Consider the following 21,732-nt stretch of genomic DNA (forward strand, 5'->3'; position numbering starts at 1 on the left):
GGAAAAAACATCGAAGCTTCCGGTGAAGTCCAACTGGAGGCCAGCGCCAACCTCCTACATGTAGAGCGCCTTATTATGCCCATGACAGGTTCACAGCAGAAGCACGGCTCAGAGGAGCGGGCGGACCCCCATAAGACGCCCTGCCTCTGGAGGGAAGGACCCCTGGACGGTTCGAGGTAATATTCTCATTCGTTTACCGTGGACGGCCCCATCTCTATTGACGGTTCACGCCCGCTAGGGCTGCCCGTGACCACACCTTGCTACGCCGATAACGGCGCATATGACATGCCCCGCACGAGCGGCCGACTCCCTCGCCTCGACGCCGCTTGGGCTGGGACCTGGTTATTGCGCGCTAGACGGGCAAAGCCTCTGCTTCCGGTGTGCTGAGGCGGAATTCTTCGGCGGTGGGTTGTTCGGTGAATTCAACGAGTTCGACGTGGTGTTCTTTCAGTACTTCCAGGACCTGGTGCGGGGTAACCCGGAAGAATTCGCGGCGGAGGTTGACCTTGTTGACGCGCTGCTCAGCGAACGTCCGGTGCAGCATTGCCTCAGTGGCGAGGGCATCGTCCGAGTAAAAGAGCGCGTGTACATCGAACCGGAACGGTACGGACGCATCTCCGAGTTCGTTGACTCTGTCCATGGGCTCCAACCGGCGGGTCATCCCGATCTTGACCATGTTTTCCCCGAAAGCGCCGATGTTGGAGATGACGTATACATAGCCGGCGCGGATGTTCGCAGCACGCCGTTCAACGTCGGCGAGGGCGAGTTCGTCTTCAACGATTTTGGCGCGCATTCGTTCAGCACCTTCGAGGTCCCCGTTGGCTATGAGAGCGTCCAGGGTTGCTTGATGCATGGCCCGTTCCTTGGCGAGTTTTTGCCGGGCGGCGGCCAGTTCCGCTTCAGCTTTCTTCTGCTCACGCAGATCTTCGCGTCGGGCGCGCTCCAGTTCCTTCTCCGCAGCAAGAGCTTGGAGGTGTTCTGCGGCGAGCACCATTTCCTGGATGCGCAAATGGTGGTACGTCTCATCGACTCGCAGGTTGATCATGGTGCCTTGGCGTTCGATCTGTTCCTTCGCCTTGGTCAAGCGCGCTGTCGCTGTCGTGAGGTTTCCAGCTTTGACCGTTTTCACACAGTTCTCGGCTTCGGCGTTATAAGCGCGCAGCATGATGGTCGACATCTGGTTCACGAACTTCATGCCCTGCTTCGCCGAGTTGTTGAACGTGAAGTTCGACGTCGCGTGAATGGCCCGCTTTGCCCGGGCCATGTCCTTGTATTGGACACGGACGGAATCCAGCCTGGCCCCCAAGTGAGCAGAGTGTTCTGCTGGGTGGTCAAAGTCAAAGACTCCTACCTCTTGCAGCGCCGCCGACGCGCGAGCTGTCACCAGCTGGCCTTCTGTCTCAGCAAGTTCAGAACGCAGGGCGTGCAGTCGAGCCTGAAGCTGCTGATTTTCAGATGCCCATTCGCGACGTTCGTTCTCAGCCGTGCGGCGGAGCTCGTCCCGACTGGCTTCTATCTGGTCGAACTCGAGCAGGCCACGCTCATCCAGGATCCTTTGCAGCCGCTCCACATCGGCAAGGGCGGTCTCGGCTGTCTTCTTCGCGCCGAAAAATCCGACCTTGCGCGCACCTCCAACACGTCCCTGATTGACTTCCTGCGGTTGCTGAGAATGCTGCTGAACCTGGACAGGGCTCTGGGGAGCGCTCGACACAGGTGCCGGCTGTGCGGGCTGAACCGGTTGCACGTGATCAGTCCAACGCATGCCGTCCCAGTAGCGGACAAGGGCAGAGTCTTGAGGGTCGGTGTACCAACCAGCGGGAACGCTCACAAAGGGGACCTATCGTCGTCGAAACATAAAACAACTGGGTTCATAACGCAGCAGTTCAGATCAACATGCATGGCTCCCCCAAGATGATCTTGCCTTACCCCCACCAGAAACTCGAACAAGCGGCCAGATCATTTCGCACCGCCCGGACCAGACACATCACCGACTAGCACCGCAGTACCGGGATAGCGCGGCTGCGTACACCTAGTCTGATCGGCTTCCTCCACTACATGGCCGAGGCGTTGGTGACGCCACCACCGATATAGAAGCGGCAGAAGATGAACGCTTCGGGAGTCATGGTGCTGCATTGAGCACTGTTCATGAATTACCAGAAGCAACAACGCAGCTTGTCAATCTGATAACCGATCATCGCTGGCCGGAAACTTTGCTCCGCACTTCTGCGTCGCGTCCATCCTCCCGAACGTTCCGCCCCTTCCCCGGTATCCCAAGTTGCACTCCAGCCCCGACCCAGCGCACAGCTCCCCTATCAGAACGACACACAAGACCAATATCCACACGCACAACTCAAGGGCAAAGGAACAGGACAATGAATGCGCTCACCATCAAAGACCCAGCAGACCTGCTCAGCTTCATCGGGCACACCCTAGGGTTCTGGCCCCAAGAGAGCCTGGTCTGCATCACCCTGGACAACGGCAAGGTCGGCGCTACCCTCCGGATCGACCTCCCCCGGTACCCAGGCACAGAACTCCCCTATGCCCGCACGGTCAGCAGCTACCTCGCAAGCGACACCAACGCGACTAGCATCGTGTTCGCCCTCTACACCTCGCAGCACTGCCAACCAGGGCAACCGAAGCCGCACGCAGCGACCATTGCAGCGCTCACCGGAGTTCTCGCCGAAAGCGGCATCACCATCCGCGACGGCATCTTCGTCAGCGACGACAGCTACTCCCCCTACGACAGCGAACCCGGCCAGGACATCAGCATGCCCATAAGTACGACCGAATACAGCCGAGTCAACGCCGAATTCATCTACCGCGGCAGCACCATTGAACCCACCAACCAAATCACCCTCCCGTCGCCAACCCAAGAAGCTGACCACGCCCGCGCCGTCGAAAACTGCATGAACACGATCCGCGCCCAGTCACCTCATCGAGCCACACGGCAAGCAAGCCAGCTATGGACGGCCATGCTCGAAAGCAACGACTTCCCTTCCGATGAAGACTGCGCCACCCTCATCGCGAACTTCCAGTTCCCCCACATCCGCGACCGGCTCATGGCCGACATCCCCGGCATCAACGAACCACCCCAACACATCCTCTTCGCCCAAACCGAGACAGCACCACAATGGTCACGGATCGAATGGGCACAACAGCTCCTCCTGCACGCCTACACACGAACCAGCCCACAACACGCAGCACCTATCCTCACCACCATCGGCTACATCTACTGGTGGGAAGGTCGAGGTTCCAAAGCGCACCAATTCATGCAACTCGCCCTCGACACCGACCCCGGCTACCGCTTCGCACGACTTACCGACCAAATGCTCGGAGCCGGCATCATCGCCGGGTGGAACACCAACAGAAACACCGCATACAAAACCAGGCTCGACATGCCCTAAGCCAGTTTCTGAGGCCGAGCAAAACGGCTAAGGAGCGGACACATGTCTTCACTCAGGGACGTAGAAGGAGTGGTGCGGGTCGGACGAAACGAAGAATCTCACGTTCCGCTAGATCTTGGTCCACACCTACGTGTGTGCCGCGAGGCATACTTGGCACACAGACATCTTGCGCGAACTCATCAACAGCTCCGCCGGGCAGAGGCCGGGCGATCCCAACATCCCTGCCCGTTACTCTGCGGAGTGGCAGCCCACAGGTTCCAGTTTACGAATCCGTCCGGAGACGGGCCGACACTGGTGAACCTTCACAGCGCCCGCATATGTTGGGCAAACCTCCGGCGTAGCCTTGCTCCGTAGAAATGAGGAATGCCTCCTCCACAGACTGAACACCGTAAGGGCGGCCGGACACGGCGCGCCGTGATCTCCGCCGTTCTGGCGGTCACTCTTTCTGCCGGTGGTGCCGCAGCCTGGGCACTTGACCGGTTCGTGGTCCCGCACGCTGAGATCACCAACGTCTCCGAATACGAGGCGAGCCAGGCCGGAACCACCACAACCACGACGACGGACGAGACTTCCACTGACACGTCGGCGAGTGCCGTGGTCACCGATACCTCGTACACCTCGGGCGACACGGGTGTCACCATCTCAACCGTGACCACCGGCAGCGGTGACGATACCGTCACCTACTACGTTGCCGACGTCGTGCTTGATGATGCCACCACGCTGAAGTCGGCGTTTGCCGAGGACACGTATGGCGAGAACATCACCGAGACCACGTCCGCGATCGCCGAGGACCACAACGCGATCTTCGCCATCAACGGCGACTACTACGGCTTCCGCGACACCGGCATCGTGATCCGCAACGGTGTGGTGTATCGGGATGAGGGTGCGCGGCAAGGGCTCGCCTTCTACAAGGACGGCACCGTCAAGGTGTACGACGAGACCACCACCACCGCCGACCAGCTCATCGCGGACGGCGTGTGGAACACACTCTCCTTCGGGCCTTCGCTGCTGGACAACGGTCAGATCGCCTCGGGCATCGAGGACGTGGAGGTTGATACTAACTTCGGCAACCACTCCATCCAGGGCGAGCAGCCCCGCACGGCCGTGGGCGTGATCGATGAGAACCACCTGGTGTTCGTGGTGGTGGACGGCCGCAGTCCCGGCTACAGCGCCGGTGTCACCATGACCGGTCTGGCCCAGATCATGAAGGACTTGGGAGCCACCACCGCGTACAACATCGACGGCGGCGGTTCCTCCACCATGTACTTCAACGGTTCTTTGGTGAACAACCCGCTCGGCGACAACAAAGAGCGCGGCACCTCGGACATCCTTTACATCGCCCAGTCATGATCATCCTCATACCGGCGTACGAACCGGACCAGCAGCTCACGGCCCTTGTCCGCAATCTTCAGGAAGCCGATCCGTGGCTGACCATCGTGGTGGTGGACGACGGTTCCGGGCCTGACTATAAAGAAACGTTCGACGACGCCGCGGGGCTTGGGTGCCAGGTGCTCAGTTGCGCCGTGAACGGCGGCAAGGGCCACGCACTGAAGATCGGTTTCGCCTTCATCACCGAGCGCTTCCCGGGCCATGACGTGGTCTGCGCTGACAGCGACGGACAACACGGAGTGGCCGACATTCTTGCCGTTGCCGACCGCGTCCGTCACGTCACGGCTGCAATGGTCCTGGGCTGCCGGAACTTCACCGGAAACGTCCCCGCCAGGAGCAGGTTCGGCAACACAGTAACCCGGGGTCTGTTCAGGCTCGCGACCGGTCAACGGATCACGGACACGCAAACGGGCCTCCGCGGTTACCGGGCGGATATGATCCCTTGGCTGCTGACCGTCCGTGGGCAGCGGTACGAGTACGAACTCAACCTGCTGCTGGAGGCGAAACAGGCCGGCTACGGCATCGAAAGTGTGGAAATAGCCACCGTCTATCTGGACCACAACTCGGGCTCTCACTTTCGCCCCGTGGCCGACTCGATCAGGATCTACGCACCGCTGCTGAAGTTCCTTGGCTCGTCCCTGTCCGCGTTCGCGGTGGACCTGGTGATGTTCCTGCTCCTGAGTGCCGTGACGGACTCCCTTCTGCTGGCGGTGGTGGGGGCCCGGCTGGTGAGCGCGTCCGTGAACTTCATGATGAATCGTCAGTTGGTCTTTGACCACGGGCGGGACACTTCGTTGCGTGCCGCGGCTACAGGATATGCGGCCCTGATGCTCGTCCTGTTGTCCGCCAATTACGCCGCGATGTGGACCCTCACTTCACTGGCTATCCCGGACCTCCTGGCAAAGTTCGTCACCGAACTGACCCTGCTGGGCATCAGTTACGTGGTGCAGCAACGGCTCTTGTTCGTCCGGAAGGCACGGGCCACGCCAACGGAAGCCACCGCCGTCGAAACACATATCCCAGCCTTGGTCCCGGCACAGTTTCAACACAGCCTCGCCGGGAAAAGTGGAGATCAGTCCCCCAAGAGATTCCGGAGTAACTGATGAACACCATCATCCTCATAGCGGCAGACCTGGCCGCCATCACCATTTTGACGCTCGCCCTCTACCTCCGCCGGCACCGGCGCCGCGACCTGGTGGTGTCTTACCTGGGCATGAACGTCGGCGTCCTGGCAGTCGCCACAGCATTGTCCGGTTCGGCCGCCGGTGTTGGCTTGGGACTGGGCTTGTTTGGTGTTCTCTCCATCATCCGACTCCGGTCCACGGAACTCGCCCAGCACGAAGTGGCCTACTACTTCTCGGCGTTGGCGTTGGGACTGATCGCAGGCATCGGCGTCGAACCGCTCTGGCTGACCCTTTCCCTGATGGCCTTGGTTCTGCTGGTGATGTTCGTCGGCGACAACCCCCGGGTCCTCCCGGCCTACCGCCACCAAGTCGTAGTGCTGGACCGTGCCATCAACAGCGAGCCCGAGCTCTACGCCCGGCTGGAGGAAGTCCTCAACGGCACTGTTCATTCGGCCACCATCCAGGAACTGGACTTGGTCAACGACAAGACCATTGTGGACGTCCGGTACGCGGTCCGCCCCCTCCACCAAAACCCGTCCCAGCCGCGGCACTCACAGCTCGGCTTCAACCAGCCGGCCGGCGCGCTGACCCCGGCTCCGGAGGAACTGCCGGCCCAGGCCCCGCAGCCTGCGTCGCAGCAAACCCAGCCGCCCGTGCCAACCACGGCCGGTGTCGCATGAGCCGCATCGACGCCCAAGCGATCATCCCGCAGCTGAGCGGGCTGCCCGCCGTCGGGCTTGAAGAACTCACCACGGAAGCCGCGCTGCTGACCCGGGTTGATCGGAAGTATCTGGTTCCATCGGCAACGGCACGCAAGGTCCTCAGCACCTTCAGCACCGAAGCCCGGGTCCTGGAAATGGACGGGAAGCGGACCTTCGATTACGACTCCGTCTACTTCGATACGCCCGGCTTGGACAGCTACATGCTCGCCGCACATGGCCGGCGCCGCAGGTTCAAGATCCGCACACGAACCTATGTGGACAGTGCCGTGAGCTTCCTGGAAGTCAAGACCGAAGGCGCCCGCGAGGCCACCGTCAAGGAGCGCATCCCCTATGAGCTGTGCGACCGCGACCGGTTGACCAAGGAGGGGCTGGCGTACGTCAACGAGACACTCGCGGCAACCATCGGCGATGTCGCGTTCGGCCCGCTGGAGCCGGTCCTGTCCACCCGCTACGACCGAACCACCCTGTACCTCCCCGGATCCGGCAGCCGCGCCACCATCGACTCCGATGTCACGTGGCAAGCCCCCGATGGCAAGCCCTGGGTTTTGGACAACGCGGTGGTGGTGGAGACAAAATCCGGCTCCGCTCCCGGCCCTCTGGACAGGCACTTGTGGGCCCACGGTGTCCGCCCCTGCCGCATCTCCAAGTTCGCCACCGGCATGGCCGCCCTCCATCCCGAGCTCCCGGCCAATCGCTGGAACCAAACCCTTCGGCGCAGGATGCCCCTGCGGCCCCTCCACTGACCGCCCTTCCACTGACTTTCCCTCCACAGACCTAGGAATCCACCATGCGCTCTTTCCGCACTTCCCTTTCCGTTGCCGCCGTCGCCCTGGCCATCTCCCTGGCCGGCTGCTCTACCGCCGCCACGAGTTCCACGTCCACCGGCACCACCGGCAGTACTGGTACGTCGACCACCACTACCCAGCAGGCAGTCACCGCCGCCACCATTGAGGAAGACACCCACTACGACAGCGACGACCTCACCTGGGACACTGTGGCTGAAGTGGCAATCAGCCTGTCCGACGGCGGCAGCAAAGTGACGTCGTCGTCCTCCACCGGCGTGGCGGTAGACGGCAACACCGTCACCATCAGCGCCGCCGGAACCTACCGCCTCAGCGGCTCCCTCAGTGACGGGCAGATCGTGGTGGCAGCGGGAGAAGAAGACACGGTGCGCATCATCCTGGACGGCGTGGAACTGGGCAACTCCACCGGTTCACCGTTCGTAGTGCAGAGCGCGGACGAAGCAATCGTGTACTTGGCGGACGGCAGCACCAACACGTTGACAGACGCCACCACCTACGCCGACCAAAGCGAGGACGCCCCCAACGCGGCCCTCTACTCCATGGCAGACCTAACCATCGCCGGCACCGGATCCCTCACCGTCAACGGCAAATCCAACGACGGCATCGTGTCCAAGGACGGACTGGTGATGGCGGCCGGCAACGTCACCGTCGACGCCGTGGACGACGGCATACGCGGGAAGGACTACACGGTCCTGTTGGACGGCGCCTACCAGGTGACCGCTGGCGGGGACGGCGTGAAGGCCGACAACGAAACCGACGAAGGCCGCGGCTGGCTCTTGGTCAGCGGCGGCTCGCTGACGGTCAACGCCGGCGACGACGGCGTGAAAGCCTTCAATATCCTCACCGTTTCCGGTGGAACAGTCACAGTGGCAGAGTCGGAGGAAGGCTTGGAGGCCCAGCACATTGTTGTCGCCGGCGGCGACGTCACCGTCACAGCGAACGACGACGGCGTGAACGCCTCGGGTGGCTCTTCGACCAGTACCAATGCGGGCGCGGCAGGCGGCGGTCCGATGGGCGGCGGCGAGACCGTTGGCGACTACACAGTGGACGTATCCGGCGGAAACCTCACCATTAATTCAGAGGGTGACGGCTTGGACTCCAACGGAAACGCCACCGTCTCCGGCGGCACCGTGGTGGTGAACGGTCCCTCCAACGACGGCAACGGAGCGCTGGACGTGAACGGTGAATTGACCGTGACCGGCGGCACCGTAGCTGCGGCAGGCAGCGCCGGAATGGCGGTTACTCCGGGTACTTCGTCCACGCAGTCGGGTGTTCAGGTGACGTTCGACTCGTCAGTCTCAGCCGGAACCCCGGTACATATTGTTGATTCCGCCGGAGCAGTGGTTGCGACGTTCGTGACCACCAAGACCATCGCATCCTTGGTGTACTCGTCCTCGGCCATCACCGACGGGGCCACGTACACCGTGTACACCGGTGGCAGTGCTGACGCTGATTCCGGGATGACTACCGGCTCCAACAACGGTGCCGAGCAGCAGGGAACCGTGACAGCGGGCGATTACACCCAGGCTCAGGGCCCGGGTGGTGGTGGCGGGGGCCGCTGGTAACTCGGTATCAGCTGAGTATTCTAGACGATCATTGGACGTTTGCCCTCCACACCTTTCCCCTACGCCTGCAATCCCGGAGAAGAAACCAGCATGCCCATCATCACTATGGAACCCACCAAGCAAATAGTCCTCCCCCGCACCAACCCACGAAGCAGACCACGCCACCGCCGTCGAAAACCGCATGAACATCATCCGAGCCCAGGCACTGTGACCGTCGCCTAACTGCCTATGCGGGCAGTTGGTTCAGCCCCGGTTCGAACCTCGTCCTTCATTGATTGCGTTCATCGCAGAGATGTGTTGGGCAAGGTAACTGAGCCCAGCATCCATTTTTGTCTGCCAACTCAAAGTTGCAGCCTTGAGATCTCCGGCGTCTATTGCTTCAAAAATCTCCGTGTTTTGGTCAAGAATAATCTGGGGCGAAAATGCATAACGGGCTCCCATGACCGCAAAATGCATGAATGCCTGCTTGGTGAGCGTCTCCAGGATTGCCGGTATTCGGTTCAAACCTGATGCTTCGAACAGTGCGATTTGGAAGTCCATATCGACGTAGTGAGCACGCGTCACATCATTGCGGCCGGCACAATCCCCCAGCTCATCAAGGTGGTGCTTCACTCGGGATCGGGCGCCGGGGCTCCATCGGCTCGCTGCTCGGACCACGATTGCTCCCAAGGCACGCCGGGCCATATAGGTCTCCGACACATCATCGAGGGAGGGAATTCGCACAACCACGGAATCGGATCGGGCGGCGGTGACTAAACCATCTTCCGTGAGAGCGCGGACGGCAGCTCGAATGTCCCTCACAGGGGCACCAAGCAAGCGATTTAGAGTAGAGAGAGAAATTTCGCTTTCTCCGGAAAAAAATCCGTCCACCAGCCCTTGGCGGATTGCTGAAAGTATATCTTCAGCCAATATGTTTTCAGCCCCCTGTGCCTCATGGGCGATTGAACCCATCATGGTGGGCACATTGCGGTCAACCGTCCACGAAAAGGGGCTTCGCCCGCTGTGGTACCAGCGGCGTATGCGCCATTCCAGGTCGGTCAACGTCTCACCGTTTGGCACTTCCGGCAGGAGGTCCAATGCGCCTGCGAGTTTCTGCCATGCCCAGGAATCGGCAAAGTGAACCGCCGTGCGCAGGCCGGCAGGAACCGCAAAGCCGGCACTGACCACAACTGTGGCTTCTTGAATGATGCTGCGCCCGCTGGACTCCAGCGATGACCACAGGTCGAGGCAGTCGTCTGCGCGGTTCGGTTCCCGCACAACGCTTCGAAGCAGGTCAGCCGCCAGCACCGTCCGGAGCCGCCTTTTGCTGTTGGTCGTCAGGCTGGCCGGGTAGCGCAGACGCGACGCGCGGGAGGGAATTAGCACGAGGCATGACCCCTCTGGTCCAACAGCGAATCCGACCAAGACCATTTGCCGATCCGCAAGTATTTCTCTTAGCGACCCGACTTCCTGGGCGGGCGCAGCAAGCTCCTTCCACGTCCGCGCCACGAACGACTGGCTCAGGCCGACGGCGTCCGCAACCTGGCGGCTGGAACTCTTGGTTGCCTGCATCCAGATCGGTGCCGTCAGAACGGCGCGCTTGAGCTCCAAGCGATCATCTCAACTCCCCATGAGGCCAGTTTAGGGAAGCGGCGTCCTGACTCACAGACTCATTTCATCAAGGTTTCTCCTCGGAGGTATTCCCATCTTTCCGGCCGCTGCCAATCATGGAGACCAATGATCCGGCACTCCGAAACACACGGACCGCCACCCTAAATTCCAAGGAGAGCAAAATGTACGATGTCGCCATCATTGGCGGAGGTCCGGCCGGTCTGGCCACGGCATACAACCTTGAGCGCGCAGGCCAGAAGGTGGTCTTACTGGAAGAAACCGGACGACTTGGCGGGCGTGCGAAAACAGTGGACATCCACGGGGAGCCGGTGAACATGGGGGCGATGTTCGTGTACGCCGGCACCGCCTCACACGAGTTGGCAGTCGAACTGGGCGTGGCGTTGGAGCCGTTCGAACCAACAACTTTCGGGATCCACGTCAACGGGGAAACCGTAGTCTCCACCAACAATGATGACTTGGTTGAACGGCTTCCTCTCACAGAAGAGTCACGCAACGAGCTCCGGGCCTTCATCGACCGGGCAACTTCGGAATACTACGCAAATACGGTAGATGGCCAGCTTCGCCCGTCCACGCCGGGATTTGGTGAAGAATCTGCCCAGTCGCGAATCTGCGACCTGCCTCAAGACGTCCAGGAAATACTTATCGCGGCCATTCGCGGTGGCTCTGTAGCTCACCCTTCCCAGCTCAGCGCAACCTATGCCTTAAGGTACTTCGCCAGTTACCTGGTCAAAGAAAAGAAGAACCGCGTAGTCTCCCTGAGGGGTATGGAAGCAATCCCTGCTGCGCTGGCCAGCTCACTGCAGTCCACCGAAGTCCGCTTGCACCACCGCGTAGAGACCATTCGCCAGGATGCTGAAGGCCTGTGGAACATAAAAGCCTGTGCCGAGCCGCACCTAAGTGCCCCAGTCAACCAAGGAACCGGGGCTGCGGCTGAAACATGGAACGCAACCTCGAGGCACATCATCATGGCCGTCCCCGCTCCCCGGATCGCCGCCATGGTGCAGTTGCCGGAATGGAAGAGCAAAGCACTGGAGGCCGTGCAGACTCCCGGTTCGACCGAGCTCGGAGCGGTTGTGGACATCAGCACGCCGGAACTGTCCGGTATCGACGACTGGTCCTTCATCGTCACCGCCGGCCGTCTGTTCGATGTAGTGATTAATCCGAGGCCTGGACGCAAGGACGGTACCGCCCAGTTTGTCTGCTATGGCAATTCAGCCGGATACATCGAGGAAGCCGATGATTCGGCCTCGGGCGTGCTGGAACAGTGGCTGGAGGAGTTTCTTAAGGTGGCACCCCAACTTCGGGGACGGATCCTTGGGGCCAGCATCCAGTCCTGGCGCCACTGCTTTTCTTTGCTGACACCGACTCGCGCCGCAGCACTTCCCCAGCTTCAAGCGCCCGTCGACGGCACCCTGCACTTTGCCGGTGACTACTCTTCCGAGACTGCCGGCACCCATGGAGCGTACTCAGAGGCTAAACGAGTCACCCAAGAGATCCTGCGGTCTGTTCCGACCGCAACGTACTGACAGAACGCTTCAAAAGACCCTATTGCATTAATCATTCAATGATGTATTCTTTAGATGTGATTGAGGCCACAGCCTAGTGCGGCTCTCATCACACCACCCCCCCAAAGTGAGCGCGGCTGGGAAGCCACCCATGCGTCAGCTATTTGAAGGAATCGAAAATGGGCTTAAGTTTTGGTACCAAAGCTCCCCCAACCGCCCTCTCCGGCGAGGTTGAGGTCTCCGGGCTTGGCAAGAAATACGGCGTCATCGAGGTGCTGAAGGACGTCAACCTCTCCATGGCCGAGGGCGAGGTAGTGTCCGTCATCGGACCTTCCGGGGCTGGAAAGAGCACCTTCCTGCGGTGCTTGAACTACCTCGAAAAGCCCAGTTCGGGGACGATCGCGATCGGCGGGGCCCGTGTTGTTGCTGGCGAAAAACTGCCGGACAAGACCAGCCTGGATCACCTGCGTCGAGTCACCGGAATGGTCTTCCAGAGCTTCAACCTGTTCCCCCACCTCACCGTGATGGAGAACATCACTCTTCCGCAACGGAAGGTGCTGGGCTCAAGCAGGGAACAAGCCGAAGAAGTTGCCAATCAACTCCTCAGGCGGGTCGGGCTCCCCGAAAAGGCCAAGGCCTACCCTGCCCGGCTTTCTGGAGGGCAACAGCAACGCATTGCCATCGCACGTGCACTCGCGCTATCGCCGAAAGTTATGCTCTTCGACGAACCAACCTCCGCTCTGGACCCCGAGATCGGCCTTGAAGTACTCGCGGTCATGCGCGACCTCGCCGACGAAGGCATGACGATGCTGGTGGTCACCCACGAGATGCACTTCGCCAGTGATGTGTCGGACCGCATCATGGTGATGGGCAACGGCGGCGTCCTTGAGATCGGCCCCAGCCAGCAGGTGATGTCGGAACCGCAGAATGAGCGAACCCGGCAGTTCCTCAAGGCCGTACTGGACAGGTGACCCGGCCATGATCATGGAACTTCTGACTTCGATCGCCCGGGGCGTCGGACTCACCCTTTACGTCACCGGCGCTTCTTTGCTGATCGGCGGGATCATCGGCCTGGTCCTCGTAGGCGCCGCACGTTCCCCCATCGGCATCATCCGCGGTGCAGCAACTCTGTACATCAACATCGTCCGGGTCATCCCGCCGATCACTTGGCTCTTCCTGATCTACTTCGGCTTGCCCCAGTATGCCCTGCGGCTCTCCACCCTTCAGGCAGCCATCGTATGCTTCTCCATCATCGCTTCGGCCTTCATGGCCGAGATCTACCGCTCGGGGCTGCTCAGCATCCCCGATGGCCAGCGCGAAGCCGCCCACGCCCTCGGACTGGGCAGCATCACCACCGTGGGACACATCATCACCCCCCAAGCATTCCGGGTAGCCCTGCCAGCCATCGCGACCTACGGCATTGGCCTCCTCAAGGACTCGGCCCTGGCTTCAACCATCGGTGTCCGCGAGATCACCTACTACGCACAACAAAGCGCGAAACAAACGCATGAAGGCCTGCTCTCGTTCGTCGTCGCCGGAGCGCTCTACATCATCATCAGCCTGGTTGTCGCCCTCGTGGCACGCCGAGTCGACCTCAAACTGCGCAGAAAGATCGGAGTGGCCTGATGGACTTGCTCACGCAATGGCTCGGCTGGATGCCGAACCTCGCACCAGGCCTGGTCATCAGTCTCCAACTGACCGGACTCGCACTGCTCATTGGCTTCCCCTTCGGCCTCCTACTGGCCGTGATGGCCGAAGCAAAATTCCTCCCCTTCCAGTGGATCTCCTTTGGCTTCGTGGAAATCGGACGCGGGCTGCCTGCACTGGTGCTCCTGTACCTGTTGTACTTCAGCCTCCCTGATGCCGGCATCACCCTGACATCCCTGACGACGGCCATCATCGCCCTCAGCTGGAACACCGGCGCTTACGCCTCGGAATACTTCCGGGCCGGACTTGCCGCCGTCCCGCTGGGACAAAAGGAAGCAGCCATCACCTCCGGACTCACCGGCTGGACAGGGTTCCGCATCGTCATCCTCCCCCAGGCGCTCAGAATCTCCACACCACCTTTGGCCGGACTCGCCGTCCTGGTCTTCCAAGGCAGCGCATTGGCCTTCGTCATTGCCGTTCCCGAACTGATGTCAAAAGCATTCGAAATTGGCTCCATTACTTTCGAATACCTCAGTGTCTACACACTCACCGCGGTGATCTACGGATCCCTGACCCTGGTCTTCCTAGGCCTGGTCCGGCTACTGGAACTGCGTCTGGGACGCCATCTGCTACGCAACTGATTTGTTCCGTTCACACCATTGGGGACCCTCCCCGACAACCCCAGCAAAGAAAGAGAAACCAATGTCACGAATTCCCCGTCCCCTCGTGCGCGTGCTTTCCGCCGGCACCGTCGCCGGCATGCTCGCCATGTCCCTCGCCGCCTGCGGCGGCAGCGAAGCAGCCAGTAGCTCCGACTGCACACCAGCCCACGCAGACCTCAAGACCATCACCGAAGGTGAGCTCACGGTCGCCAGCTATGACTACGCACCGGCCACTATCCTCAGCGGGGAGAACGTCACCGGCATGGAGGGAGACCTGATCGCCGAGATCGCAAAACTCGAATGCCTCAAGGTCACCGTCAGCACCTCCGGCGGCGCCGGAGCAGTCATTCCGTCGGTGCAATCCAAGCGCGTCGACATCGGCTCGGGAAACTGGCTGCGCACCAAGGAACGGACCAAGATCGTCTACATGAGCACGCCGCTGTGGAGCGATCCTCAGGCCATCGTCTCCAAGACGGGCCTCACGAGCGACGACCTTGAAGGCAAAATGATCGGCTCCGTCGCAGGCAACCTCTGGAACGACAGCATGTCGAAGTGGCTCGGAGACAAGTTCAAGATCTACCAGGACGACGAGTCCATCTACTCAGACCTTAAGGCGGGCCGTATTGATGCTTTGGTGGCATCTTCGGCATCAGCAAAATACCGTTTCAAGGACGCCCCTATCGAGGGAGCCACAGTGGTGGATGTGAAGCCCAACGCAAACGTCCCGCAGTTCGCCGCTGTTGGCCAGGTCATGATGCCTTCAGCGCTGGACAACGACGCCCTCGGTAAGGCACTGGACGAGGACATCAAAACGCTCCGCGAAAACGGCACCATCAAGAAGATCCTCGAGAAGTACGGGATCGACCCCTCCGTTGGCGAGCCGGGCGAACCCAGCGAACTGTAACTCCATCGCACTGGACCAGGGCGGCGTCGGGTATCTACCCGGCGTCGCCCTTCTCGTCGGCCCGGGGAGTGACCAGCGGCCCCAATCCCCCGAACCCTTTGTTGTGGTCGTCGCCTGCAGCACGTGGCAGCATTCAGCCGAATCCACCGGGCACAAGCGGGAAGATGATCGTCGCCGTAGGCTCCCCGCCAGTCCCGAGGCATAGAAAATTCGACCACGGTCAAGACGACGGGTCGAAGGAGTGGCCTTTTAGATCCAGCTAACCGGCTGGAACCTCAGCGCTCGGAATCAATCAGCAGGCACTGAATGGCCGCCGTGGGGCCTCAAGAATATCTCTTGCCCGCGGCACCGGATTCAGAGGAAGCATCGATGATCGGCAGAGGTCCCGTGGGTTCAGGGACACCCGGCATGTGACGCACAGGGCGCAGGCGGATAAGTGCGACAGCGGAGATGAGAAACCACACAATGTTGGAAACCACCGAAGGCCAGGCCTCGTGAAAGGCGCCGTTGATGATGAACGCGCAAGCCCCTAGGAGGTTTGCGGTCTGAAAGGCCCTACCGGCCTTGAGCCAGACCATGGACACTGACAGGAATGCGCCAAGTATCGCTGCCGCTCCCACCCAGCCGGCTGCTTCGAACAGCAATTCCATTGTTACCTCTTGTGGGAAGCCGACTATTTCGAATCCGAGCTGGTTACTTCGTAGTGGAAGCCGGTGCGTTCTTCGAGAGCCCAGGCTTCGTAAAACTCCGCCTTTTCGAACAGCTTCCGCCCCTGGGTCAGGGTTTGGAGCCAGAGAATGGATCCGTCCTCCGTCACTGCGTCGACGTATCCCCGGCACACCGAAAGTCCCTGTTGCCGTACTTCGACGCTGGTTCCTGTGAGCAGAGTCCAGTCCCTGATGTGCCGTTGATCCATGGTTGGCTTCCTTTTTGATGGGTTACGGAAGCGGCCGCGCACCCTGTGATGGGTACACGGCCGCTCTTTGGGGCGAGCTGATTTAGCCCCGGTTGTACATGACGTGCTTGGTCCTGGAGAAGTCCTCCAGGGCGTAGATGGACAGATCCCGACCGTAGCCGGAGCCCTTGAAACCGCCCCACGGCACTTCATTGGCGATGACCAGGTGGGAGTTCACCCACACGGTGCCGAAGTCGAGGCGCCGCGGCACCGAAAGTGAACGCGAGGCATTGTTGGTCCAAACCGATGCCGCCAAACCGTAAACGGTCTCGTTGGCGCGCGTGATGGCTTCCTGATCGGTGCTGAAAGTCTCCACGGACACCACCGGCCCGAAGATCTCGGTGTACGTGATCGGGGCGCCAGCGGGGACATCGGTCACCACGGTCGGTTCGATGAAGTATCCCGGTCCTTCCAAGGCGTTGCCGCCGACGGCGAAGGTGTGGCCTTCCTTCCGGACATCGGCCAGTGCTTCCAGGACCCTCTCGTAGTGGGCTTTAGAGATCATGGAACCGATTTCGACGTCGTCTCCCGCGCCGGGTGCCCCGATGGAAATCTCGCTGATTTCCCGGACCAGGAGCTCAGTGAACTTTTCTGCCACGGATTCGTGGACGAGGACACGGCACGCCGATCCGCATTCCTGGCCGCCGTTCCAGAAGCCCGCCTCGCGGACGCCCTTGGCAGCGGCAGCGAGGTCGGCGTCGTCGAAAACCACCACGGGGGCCTTGCCGCCGAGTTCCAGGTGCACGCGCTTGACGGTGGAGGCGGCGTTCGCGGCAACCTTCTGCCCGCTGCCGACGCTTCCCGTAATGGCTACCAGGTCCACATCGGGGTGTTCGGAGAGGCGGTTGCCCACCACGCGACCCGGACCGGTGACGATATTGACGACGCCGGCAGGCACCTCGCCGGCGATGAGCTCAGCGAGCTTCAAGGTAGTCAGCGGCGTCTGCTCGGAGGGCTTCAGGACAAGGGTGTTGCCGGCGGCCAGGATGGGCGCGATCTTCCAGACGGCCATCAGCAGCGGGTAGTTCCACGGCGTGATGACACCGACCACACCTACCGGCTCGCGGAAGACCACGGAGGTGTGGTTGTCCGCGTAGTCGCCTGCGCCCAGAGCGGTGTAGGCCCTGGCGGCACCGGCGGAGAAGCGGAACGTGTCGATGGCACTGGAGATGTCGTCTTCGGCGACGGCGGAAGGCTTGCCGGTGTTGGCCGCTTCCAGGTTCTCCAGCAGCTCGCGGTTGGACTCGACGATGTCCGCGATCCGCAGCAGGGCGGCGGAACGGTCTTTGGGCGTCTTAGCCGCCCACTCCGCCTTCGCCGCGACGGCAGCTGCCACAGCGGCGTCGACATCTTCCAGGGTGCCGGCCGGCACCTGGGTGATGACTTCTTCGGTAGCCGGATTGACGACGTCGACCGTTGCGTCAGAGGTGGAGGCGACGAACTCGCCTCCGATGAACTGCCCGAACGGTGGAAGGGACGGTGCCGGGAGGGTTCCTTCACGACGGACGCTGAAAACGGACGTTTCTGTAGTGGTCATGGCGTTCTCAATTCCTTTGTTTGGTGGCTACTTGGCAGCAGCGGCTGCGGACTTTTCGTTCTGGTGCTCCCAGAAGTCGGCGCCGTCGATGCCCAGGGCCTTCGGATCGAAAGTGGGATCGAGGCCGAGCTTCCGTTGCCGTTCGTAGTCCAGGTAGATCTTGCGGACCAGCGGGAACAGGAATACCAGGCAGATCAGGTTGACCCAGGCGATAAGGCCGAGCCCGATGTCTCCGGCCGCCCACATGAGTTTGGCGTTGACGATGGATCCGATGAACACGATCGCCAGGGTTCCGATCTTCAGGACGTTCTTCCAACCGTGCCCGGTCCGACCATCCAGCAGGTACAGCAGGTTGGAGTTGGCCACGTAGAAGTAGGCCAGGAGGCAGGTGAAACCGAAGAGCAAAACCGCGACGGCGACGAAGCCCGCGCCCCAGCCCGGCAGCATCGTGTCGATGGCTTCCTGGACCCAGTTGGCACCCACGGGAACACCCGGGATGTTGTTGACGAGGAATCCGCCGGCGCCGTCGGAGACGTTGTACTTGCCCGAGACCACCATCATGAGTCCGGTCGCCATGCAGATGAGCAGCACGTCAATGTAGATGCTGAACGTCTGGACCAGGCCCTGCTTGCCGGGGTGGGAGGTGCGCGCTGCAGCTGCGGCGAACGTTGCTTCACCCAGGCCGTTGGAGGAGGCGAAGACCGCCCGCCGGACACCCCAGGCTACTGCCGCTCCAGCGATGCCACCCATGACAGGGTGGATGCCTACGGCGGACTGGAAGATCAGGACAACGGCCTCGGGGACCTTGTCCACGTTGATGGCGATAACGGCCAAGGCCAGCAGGAGGTAGCCGATGGCCAGGACGGGAACCAGTCCCTGGGTGACCTTGACGACGCGGGTAGTACCGCCGATGATCACCAAACCGATCAACACGGTGACAAGGATGGCCGGGGCCCACCTGGGCAGGCTGAACGCTTTCTCCGCGCTGGCCGCGATGGTGTTGACTTGGAGGCCCGGGAAGACGAACCCATAGCCGATCACGCCCAGGACCGCGACGATGGCGCCGACCTTGGGAAGCTTCAGCCCGTACTTGATGTAGTACGGCATGCCACCGATGTCCTCATTGGCCTTCTTGCGGTCTTCGTCCAGGACCTGGCGCTTGAAGGCCTGGGACAGGGTAGCTTCCGCGTAACCCACGGTGCAGCCGACCAGCCCGGTGATGGCCATCCATACCAATGCTCCGGGCCCTCCGGCGCTTACCGCGGTTGCGACACCGGCGATGCTGCCAACGCCGACGCGGCTGGCCAGTGCGAGAACCAGTGCCTGGAATGAGGACAAGCCCCCGTCGCCGTCCTGGGTCTCCTTGAGTTGACGCAGCATGTCCGGAATCCTCCGGAACTGGATGCCCTTGGTGGCTACCGAATAGGCGATACCCAGGCCAAGGACAACGTAGGCCATGGGCGCCCAGACCGCGTCGGAGACGCTTGAGAGGAACTCCGTAAAGTCGAAGTCAGCCATGCCTTATCCGATGTTCTGTTTGAGCGAGGACAGCTTGGCCAGCGCCTGCTCGACCTTGGCGAGGTCATCGGCGTCGAGCCCTGCCGTCGGCCGCCGCGGCGATCCGGCCGGAAGGCCGGTCAGCGTGAGACCGGCTTTGACGGCCGGGATGAACGGTACGGTCAGCAGCGCGTCGATCACCGGGTAGACGGCGTTCCACAGCTCACGGGCACCGGCAAGGTCACCCTCGGCGATCCGTTTGGTGACAGCCACGATTTTGTCGGGGACCACGTTTGCTGTGCCGGCCATGACGCCAGCTGCACCTTCCGCGAGGGCGCTGTAGAGGTAGGCGTCCCAGCCGATGAAGGTGCCGATGACGTCGCTGTGGTGGTGAATGAGCTGCAGTGCCTGCTCCCAGTTGGCGCTGGAGTCCTTGATGTAGAGGATGTTCTCTACCTCCTCGGCCAGAGCTCGAACAGTGGCCGGATCCAGATTGACGCCGGTGACAGGCGGGATGTTGTAGAGCATCACCGGGATGCTGACCGAGCGTGCCACGTCCTTGATGTACGTAACAGTCTCTTCCAAGGAGAGCGGTTCGTAGTACGGGGTGATGAGCATCAGCACGTCGGCGCCGAGTTGCTCGGCGGCCTTGGACAGGCGGATCGCCTCAGCCGTGGAGGTGGCGCCGGTGTTCGCGATGACCGGGACGCGACCGTTGGTGTGCTCAACCACGGTCTTGATCAGCAGCAGTCGCTCCTCGGAGGACAACGCGCCCACCTCGCCGGTGGAGCCTGCGGCAACGACGCCATCGACGCCGGCGTCGATCGAGCGGTCCACGATCTGGCGCAAGGTGGCGACGTCAATGGTCTCGTCCTGGTTGAACGGGGTGGAGAGAGCGGTCAGTACGCCGCGGAGCTCCTTGGACATTGGGTGTTCCTCTTTCGGTAGGGGTAGCTGTAGCGCTAAGAGTTGTGGGGATCAGGCGACGGCCGACAGGCCGGAGTTCGGGGATGCCTGGCGGTGCGTGGCCAGGACACTGGCAGCTTCCTGGGCGGCCGAGAAACCAGTGGTGATGGAGCTTTCTGTGTAGAGCGTGCCCAAGTAGTCACCCGCCAGGAAGACGCGGTTTGTTCCGCGCATCAAGGTGGACTGGAGTTTGGCCCGGCCAGGGAAGCAGTACGGGGAAGCGACTTTCCAACGGTCAGTCTGGGCTTCGACCACGCTGTCCGCAAAGCCATGGCCGAGCACCTGATCGAGGTCGGCAAGGTGGGTTTGGATGACTTCCTCGTCGCTCTTGTCCAGCAGGGCCTTGCCCAGACTTGCCGGCGAGAAAGTCATGATGCTGCCGCCGGGCTTGCGGACTGATTCGGTGCCTCGCACGATGCTCGCCTGATTCAAGGCGATGGCAAAGGAACGTTTGGGGGCTGCGATCGCATAAATGTCATCCCATGGACGGGCCGAGGTTTCGTTGGTCAGGAACGCGGTGCTGACGTGCGGGCCGTACTTGATCTGGCTGAGCGCGCCCCGGAGGTCTTCAGGAAGATCCACGCCAACTTTGTGCGACACATCCGCTGTGGTGGCTAGCACCACCGTGCGGGCTTCCACTTCCAGCTCCTTGCCGCCTTGGGTGTAGCGGACCAAAACTGAGTCCTTCTTGTGCACCACTTCGTTGACGGTGGCGCCAAGTTGGACCCGCTCACCCAGCGCAGCGGCAATGGACTCCGTCAGAGTGGACGGCCCACCGACGATTCCCTGGCTGAGGCCCTGCCCGATCCCGAGCACAAGGCTGAAATAGCCGATGCCGGCACCGGCCGAGATTTCGTCCATGTCCCCGGCTGAGCGAGTCACTGTGGTCTTGAACAGAGCGGCGGCGTCCTCTGAGAGGTCACCGATGAAATCCTGGAACGACTTGTTGTTTTCAAAGTCGTAGATGCGCTGCTGGCGCATGGCGCCGGATTCGCCGGCACGTTTGCGGACCACTCCGGTGTACTTGGCCACTCCGCTGACTACCTTGATGCCTGCCTTCAGCGTGTCTATGCGCGAAGACAGGGACATCGGGATGCGGAACGGGTATGTGGCGATGTGTCCTTCGCGGATGAACTTGCCGTTCATGGACAAGGCCTGCAGGGATCCCGGAATCTGGACAGCTGTGACGCCCACTTCGCCCAGCAGGGAGTCCGTGGAGGACCCGGCGCCTGCGAAGACGTGTCCGCCCCAGTTCAGCCAGTAGTTACCGCGGCGTTCCGAGCGGATGCGACCACCGACGCGGTGTTCAGACTCGAGCACCAGAGTGTCCCAGTACCGCAAGCGCCACGCTGCTGAGAGTCCTGCGAGGCCGCCGCCGACAATTACTACGTCTTTCATAGGAATGAACTTTCTTCTTCGAGGGATCGCTGTCCACGGTCCC

At 61.5% G+C, this 21,732-nt stretch carries 19 protein-coding genes; 11 read left to right on the top strand and 8 right to left on the bottom strand.

Annotated features, from left to right (window positions below; translation table 11 throughout):
* Window positions 1–352 precede the first annotated feature (352 nt).
* The gene (locus tag AC1RJY_RS04790) at window positions 353–1,828 is read right to left on the bottom strand and encodes an SNIPE associated domain-containing protein (RefSeq protein ID WP_498601601.1); all 1,476 of its coding nucleotides are present in this window, start codon (window positions 1,826–1,828) and stop codon (window positions 353–355) included.
* 544 nt (window positions 1,829–2,372) lie between these two features.
* Between AC1RJY_RS04790 and AC1RJY_RS04795 the strand changes: the two genes are divergently transcribed.
* The 6 genes from AC1RJY_RS04795 to AC1RJY_RS04820 all read left to right on the top strand — a co-directional run bounded on the left by AC1RJY_RS04795 (window position 2,373) and on the right by AC1RJY_RS04820 (window position 9,007).
* Window positions 2,373–3,404 (top strand): DUF4192 domain-containing protein, encoded by a 1,032-nt coding sequence (locus AC1RJY_RS04795; RefSeq protein ID WP_498601603.1) that lies wholly within the window; start codon window positions 2,373–2,375, stop codon window positions 3,402–3,404.
* A 363-nt stretch (window positions 3,405–3,767) separates the two neighbouring features.
* Window positions 3,768–4,754 (top strand): phosphodiester glycosidase family protein, encoded by a 987-nt coding sequence (locus tag AC1RJY_RS04800; protein ID WP_498601605.1) that lies wholly within the window; start codon window positions 3,768–3,770, stop codon window positions 4,752–4,754.
* Window positions 4,751–5,896, top strand: coding sequence for a GtrA family protein (locus tag AC1RJY_RS04805; RefSeq protein WP_498601607.1), 1,146 nt, complete (start codon window positions 4,751–4,753; stop codon window positions 5,894–5,896). The genes AC1RJY_RS04800 and AC1RJY_RS04805 overlap by 4 nt, the downstream gene beginning before the upstream one ends.
* On the top strand, window positions 5,896–6,597 hold the full coding sequence (locus AC1RJY_RS04810) for a DUF4956 domain-containing protein (RefSeq protein ID WP_498601609.1): 702 nt from the start codon (window positions 5,896–5,898) through the stop codon (window positions 6,595–6,597). Before AC1RJY_RS04805 ends, AC1RJY_RS04810 begins: the two co-directional genes overlap by 1 nt.
* A complete protein-coding gene (locus AC1RJY_RS04815) occupies window positions 6,594–7,382 on the top strand; it encodes a polyphosphate polymerase domain-containing protein (protein WP_498601610.1) in 789 nt (262 codons plus the stop codon). Before AC1RJY_RS04810 ends, AC1RJY_RS04815 begins: the two co-directional genes overlap by 4 nt.
* A gap of 44 nt (window positions 7,383–7,426) precedes the next feature.
* Window positions 7,427–9,007 carry a carbohydrate-binding domain-containing protein gene (locus tag AC1RJY_RS04820; RefSeq protein WP_498601611.1) on the top strand — a complete coding sequence of 527 codons (1,581 nt, stop codon included), beginning with the start codon at window positions 7,427–7,429 and terminating at the stop codon, window positions 9,005–9,007.
* A gap of 243 nt (window positions 9,008–9,250) precedes the next feature.
* Here the strand turns inward: AC1RJY_RS04820 and AC1RJY_RS04825 are convergent, their stop codons facing one another.
* On the bottom strand, window positions 9,251–10,558 hold the full coding sequence (locus AC1RJY_RS04825; protein WP_498601613.1) for a GntR family transcriptional regulator: 1,308 nt from the start codon (window positions 10,556–10,558) through the stop codon (window positions 9,251–9,253).
* 221 nt (window positions 10,559–10,779) lie between these two features.
* On the opposite strand from AC1RJY_RS04825, the gene AC1RJY_RS04830 reads away from it, so the two are divergent.
* The 5 genes from AC1RJY_RS04830 to AC1RJY_RS04850 all read left to right on the top strand — a co-directional run bounded on the left by AC1RJY_RS04830 (window position 10,780) and on the right by AC1RJY_RS04850 (window position 15,336).
* The gene (locus tag AC1RJY_RS04830; RefSeq protein WP_498601615.1) at window positions 10,780–12,144 is read left to right on the top strand and encodes a flavin monoamine oxidase family protein; all 1,365 of its coding nucleotides are present in this window, start codon (window positions 10,780–10,782) and stop codon (window positions 12,142–12,144) included.
* 158 nt (window positions 12,145–12,302) lie between these two features.
* A complete protein-coding gene (locus AC1RJY_RS04835) occupies window positions 12,303–13,094 on the top strand; it encodes an amino acid ABC transporter ATP-binding protein (protein WP_498601617.1) in 792 nt (263 codons plus the stop codon).
* Between the two features lie 7 nt (window positions 13,095–13,101).
* Complete coding sequence (locus tag AC1RJY_RS04840; RefSeq protein WP_498601619.1) at window positions 13,102–13,749, top strand: amino acid ABC transporter permease; 648 nt, start codon at window positions 13,102–13,104, stop codon at window positions 13,747–13,749.
* Window positions 13,749–14,411 carry an amino acid ABC transporter permease gene (locus tag AC1RJY_RS04845; RefSeq protein WP_131134331.1) on the top strand — a complete coding sequence of 221 codons (663 nt, stop codon included), beginning with the start codon at window positions 13,749–13,751 and terminating at the stop codon, window positions 14,409–14,411. Before AC1RJY_RS04840 ends, AC1RJY_RS04845 begins: the two co-directional genes overlap by 1 nt.
* Before the next feature lie 61 nt (window positions 14,412–14,472).
* The gene (locus AC1RJY_RS04850; protein WP_498601622.1) at window positions 14,473–15,336 is read left to right on the top strand and encodes a substrate-binding periplasmic protein; all 864 of its coding nucleotides are present in this window, start codon (window positions 14,473–14,475) and stop codon (window positions 15,334–15,336) included.
* A gap of 323 nt (window positions 15,337–15,659) precedes the next feature.
* Here the strand turns inward: AC1RJY_RS04850 and AC1RJY_RS04855 are convergent, their stop codons facing one another.
* The 6 genes from AC1RJY_RS04855 to AC1RJY_RS04880 all read right to left on the bottom strand — a co-directional run bounded on the left by AC1RJY_RS04855 (window position 15,660) and on the right by AC1RJY_RS04880 (window position 21,689).
* Complete coding sequence (locus tag AC1RJY_RS04855) at window positions 15,660–15,986, bottom strand: CBU_0592 family membrane protein (protein WP_498601623.1); 327 nt, start codon at window positions 15,984–15,986, stop codon at window positions 15,660–15,662.
* A 23-nt stretch (window positions 15,987–16,009) separates the two neighbouring features.
* Window positions 16,010–16,252 carry a hypothetical protein gene (locus AC1RJY_RS04860; RefSeq protein ID WP_498601624.1) on the bottom strand — a complete coding sequence of 81 codons (243 nt, stop codon included), beginning with the start codon at window positions 16,250–16,252 and terminating at the stop codon, window positions 16,010–16,012.
* Between the two features lie 82 nt (window positions 16,253–16,334).
* Complete coding sequence (locus tag AC1RJY_RS04865; protein ID WP_498601626.1) at window positions 16,335–17,828, bottom strand: aldehyde dehydrogenase family protein; 1,494 nt, start codon at window positions 17,826–17,828, stop codon at window positions 16,335–16,337.
* 27 nt (window positions 17,829–17,855) lie between these two features.
* A complete protein-coding gene (locus AC1RJY_RS04870) occupies window positions 17,856–19,346 on the bottom strand; it encodes an alanine/glycine:cation symporter family protein (protein ID WP_498601627.1) in 1,491 nt (496 codons plus the stop codon).
* 3 nt (window positions 19,347–19,349) lie between these two features.
* Window positions 19,350–20,252: a 4-hydroxy-tetrahydrodipicolinate synthase gene (gene dapA / locus AC1RJY_RS04875; RefSeq protein ID WP_498601628.1), complete on the bottom strand. Its 903-nt coding sequence runs from the start codon at window positions 20,250–20,252 to the stop codon at window positions 19,350–19,352.
* A 51-nt stretch (window positions 20,253–20,303) separates the two neighbouring features.
* Entirely contained in the window at window positions 20,304–21,689 is a 1,386-nt protein-coding gene (locus tag AC1RJY_RS04880; protein WP_498601630.1) for a protoporphyrinogen/coproporphyrinogen oxidase, read from the bottom strand.
* Window positions 21,690–21,732: the final 43 nt, after the last annotated feature.

It is taken from the genome of Arthrobacter sp. GW822-FHT05G07 (assembly GCF_058799755.1).

Excerpts from the sequence above, each read along its gene's own strand:
- AC1RJY_RS04835 (WP_498601617.1), top strand. The coding sequence starts at position 12,303 with ATGGGCTTAAGTTTTGGTACCAAAGCTCCCCCAACCGCCCTCTCCGGC.
- AC1RJY_RS04825 (WP_498601613.1), bottom strand. The coding sequence starts at position 10,558 with ATGCAGGCAACCAAGAGTTCCAGCCGCCAGGTTGCGGACGCCGTCGGC.
- AC1RJY_RS04815 (WP_498601610.1), top strand. The coding sequence starts at position 6,594 with ATGAGCCGCATCGACGCCCAAGCGATCATCCCGCAGCTGAGCGGGCTG.
- AC1RJY_RS04800 (WP_498601605.1), top strand. The coding sequence starts at position 3,768 with ATGCCTCCTCCACAGACTGAACACCGTAAGGGCGGCCGGACACGGCGC.
- AC1RJY_RS04870 (WP_498601627.1), bottom strand. The coding sequence starts at position 19,346 with ATGGCTGACTTCGACTTTACGGAGTTCCTCTCAAGCGTCTCCGACGCG.
- AC1RJY_RS04805 (WP_498601607.1), top strand. The coding sequence starts at position 4,751 with ATGATCATCCTCATACCGGCGTACGAACCGGACCAGCAGCTCACGGCC.
- dapA (WP_498601628.1), bottom strand. The coding sequence starts at position 20,252 with ATGTCCAAGGAGCTCCGCGGCGTACTGACCGCTCTCTCCACCCCGTTC.
- AC1RJY_RS04880 (WP_498601630.1), bottom strand. The coding sequence starts at position 21,689 with ATGAAAGACGTAGTAATTGTCGGCGGCGGCCTCGCAGGACTCTCAGCA.
- AC1RJY_RS04840 (WP_498601619.1), top strand. The coding sequence starts at position 13,102 with ATGATCATGGAACTTCTGACTTCGATCGCCCGGGGCGTCGGACTCACC.
- AC1RJY_RS04850 (WP_498601622.1), top strand. The coding sequence starts at position 14,473 with ATGTCACGAATTCCCCGTCCCCTCGTGCGCGTGCTTTCCGCCGGCACC.
- AC1RJY_RS04795 (WP_498601603.1), top strand. The coding sequence starts at position 2,373 with ATGAATGCGCTCACCATCAAAGACCCAGCAGACCTGCTCAGCTTCATC.
- AC1RJY_RS04845 (WP_131134331.1), top strand. The coding sequence starts at position 13,749 with ATGGACTTGCTCACGCAATGGCTCGGCTGGATGCCGAACCTCGCACCA.
- AC1RJY_RS04810 (WP_498601609.1), top strand. The coding sequence starts at position 5,896 with ATGAACACCATCATCCTCATAGCGGCAGACCTGGCCGCCATCACCATT.
- AC1RJY_RS04865 (WP_498601626.1), bottom strand. The coding sequence starts at position 17,828 with ATGACCACTACAGAAACGTCCGTTTTCAGCGTCCGTCGTGAAGGAACC.
- AC1RJY_RS04830 (WP_498601615.1), top strand. The coding sequence starts at position 10,780 with ATGTACGATGTCGCCATCATTGGCGGAGGTCCGGCCGGTCTGGCCACG.
- AC1RJY_RS04855 (WP_498601623.1), bottom strand. The coding sequence starts at position 15,986 with ATGGAATTGCTGTTCGAAGCAGCCGGCTGGGTGGGAGCGGCAGCGATA.
- AC1RJY_RS04860 (WP_498601624.1), bottom strand. The coding sequence starts at position 16,252 with ATGGATCAACGGCACATCAGGGACTGGACTCTGCTCACAGGAACCAGC.
- AC1RJY_RS04820 (WP_498601611.1), top strand. The coding sequence starts at position 7,427 with ATGCGCTCTTTCCGCACTTCCCTTTCCGTTGCCGCCGTCGCCCTGGCC.